The sequence below is a fragment of the Streptomyces pseudoechinosporeus genome, from assembly GCF_054783935.1.
The window spans coordinates 1-2,440 of sequence record NZ_BAAGPS010000076.1 but is presented as its reverse complement, the minus strand read 5'-3'; the positions used below and the strand labels follow the sequence as shown (position 1 = coordinate 2,440).

At 69.5% G+C, this 2,440-nt stretch carries 3 protein-coding genes; 2 read left to right on the top strand and 1 reads right to left on the bottom strand.

All coding sequences use genetic code 11. The annotated features are described in order from the left end of the window. Window positions 1-1,166: ALF repeat-containing protein (locus ACYVO6_RS42955; protein ID WP_461071287.1), on the bottom strand; the 1,166-nt coding region annotated here is incomplete at its 3' end. A gap of 492 nt (window positions 1,167-1,658) precedes the next feature. Between ACYVO6_RS42955 and ACYVO6_RS42950 the strand changes: the two genes are divergently transcribed. Both ACYVO6_RS42950 and ACYVO6_RS42945 read left to right on the top strand, forming a co-directional pair. Further along, complete coding sequence (locus ACYVO6_RS42950; RefSeq protein ID WP_461071285.1) at window positions 1,659-2,204, top strand: hypothetical protein; 546 nt, start codon at window positions 1,659-1,661, stop codon at window positions 2,202-2,204. A 47-nt stretch (window positions 2,205-2,251) separates the two neighbouring features. Next, window positions 2,252-2,440, top strand: a 189-nt coding sequence (locus ACYVO6_RS42945; RefSeq protein WP_461071283.1) for a hypothetical protein, incomplete at its 3' end; no start/stop codon positions are given.

Below are 2,440 nucleotides of genomic sequence, written 5' to 3'. Positions count from 1 at the left end.
GCGGCGGCGGCGCTGCGGGCCTTGGAGGCGGCGTTGCGGGCGGCCACCGCGGCGTCCTTGGCGCCCTTCGCCATGCCGGCGTCCTTGGACGCGGCGATCGCGGCGTTGTAGGCGCGGGCGGCGGCGTTGCCGGCCTTCGCGGCGGCCTGGGCGGCGCCTGCGGCAGCCCAGGAGGCGCGGCGGGAGGCCTTCACGGCGGCGTTGGAGGCGTTGACGGCGTTGCGGGCGGCGTCGGCCGCGCCCTTCGCCGCGCTCGCCGCCTTGCGGGCCGCGGCCCCTGACTTCTGCACGTCGCTCTGGGCGGCGGCGGCCTCGGCGGCGGCCTTCTCGGCGGCCTCCTTGGCCTTGGTGGCGGCGGTCTCGGCGCGGGCCCCGGCCTCGACGGCCAGGTTCGTCTCGCGCTCGGCGCGCTTGCCCTCGCGCTCGACGAGGGCCACCAGCTCCTCGATGGTCGCCGACTCCTGGTCGCGGGCGCGCGCGATGTGCTGGCCGGTCTCCATGAACCACTCGACGTCGTTCGCGGTGCCGCTGAGCGCGCGGTCCGCGTACTTCTGCACCTCCGGGCCGCCGGTCATCAGCATGGCGCTGACCTGGACCCGGGTGTCCTCCAGCCGCGCGTCGTACTGCTCGTCGGCGAGGAAGGCGACGAGGGCCTGCTCGGTGCCGGCGTCGAGGGCGGCGCTGGCCTCGCGCATCACGGCCTTGCCGCCGGTGGACGCGACGATGCTGGTGGCGACCCGGAAGTCCTCCCGAATGGCGGGGGCGAAGCCCTCCGAGAGGAAGCCGGCTATCGCTTCGTCGCCGTTGTCCAGGGCGGCGACGGCCTCGCGGCGCAGGCCCTTGCCCGCGCGGTCCAGGCTGCGGACGATCGCGACCCGGTTGTCCTGCACGGCCTGCTGCGGCAGCGTCTCGGCGAGGAAGGTCCGGATCTCGGTGTCGGTCCCGTAGAGGGCCGTGGCGGCGGCGGCCTTGACGCCCTTGCCGCCGGTCAGCCACGCGCGGACGGCCTTGGCGCGCTCGGTGTCCGGCAGCGGCACCGGTTCGGGCGCGGCGGCTTCGGCGGCAGTGGCGGTGGCCGGTATCAGGACCGAAGGGGTGGCCGCGACGGCGGTCGCGCCGGCGAGCGCACCGAGCACGCGGCGTCTGCTCCAGAACGTTTTCTGCATAAGGGGATTTCCTCGCATGAGAAGTGGGATGTGTTCCGCCGAAGTCGGGCGGGCAGGATCCGACATGGATATACGCCACTGAACGACGGCGACCCTATCAACTCGCCACGGTAAAAGTAGAGACAAAGAACAGCTTTACCGGAAGCGGAATTCAAGCCTTCGTTACGGTTTCCTTATGGAGGCTCGTACAACCTTTTACGAGTGTGGTGAGGGTCACGATGATGCCCCAACTGCCGTCCGTTTTATGGGTGTTGGAGGGGTGGACAAAGCCGGGGATGCGAGATGGCATAACGAAGATGAAGCGGCTCCCCGGGCTCGTGGAGGGTCTCTGTCTTCGCGGGGGGCGACGCAGCGAAACAGTCGGGGACTGGTTATTCCCGCTGCCCGGGAGTGTGGGGGGCATACGAATTTCGGACGCCTTCTTGCGGACGCCTTCACGCCTGTCTCGAGCCACACCTACAGACATCGATCGAAAGCAAATTTAGGAAAGTGATGAAGGCACGCACCACAATTGCGGCGAAACCGCAGCGGAAGAGATTCATAGCGCGCACACTGGGCGCGGCGACCGTCGGAGCTCTCGCGTGGGTCGCGCTGGCGGCCGGCGGCCCCGGCGGGTCCCACCCCCAGACCGGCACCGCCACGGTCGTCGCGGACGGCGACCCCGGCTACGCGGTCGAGGACTTCAACTACCCGCAGGCGGACAAGATCCTGACGGAGCAGAACATCGTTCTGAAGCGCGGCGACGGCCACATCACGCTGGCCGACTGCGCGAGCGGCACCGGCCTGATCGAGGTCCTGGCCCGCGAGAAGGCGGAGACGATCTGCTTCCGGGTCGTCGGCAACTCAGGCTGGCTGACGCTGGAGATCCCTGCTGTCTACGCCATCAAGGGCAACGACTACGACACCGAGGTCGACATGACCGTCGGTGCCGAAGAGAAGTCCTACGACATCCTCAAGAACGCCTGGACCGCGGTCGGCGAGAGCGCGGACGAACAGGGCCGTGAGCACATGCTCGTGGAGATCAGGACCTCCAAGTAGCGCCCCGTTCAAGCCCGTTGTCCGCTCTGCCTTCAAGGAACTGACTCATGCGACACACCAGACCCGTGCGCTATGCCGCACTGGCCTCATCTCTGATCGCGGGATCCGTTGCGCTGACCGCTGTGCCCGCCGCCGCGGTGACCGGCCCCGCGGTCGCCTCCGGTGACACCACCTACGCCTACACCGCACAGCTGATCATCGGCGACCACGCCCGCGGCTGCTCCGGCGTCCTGGTC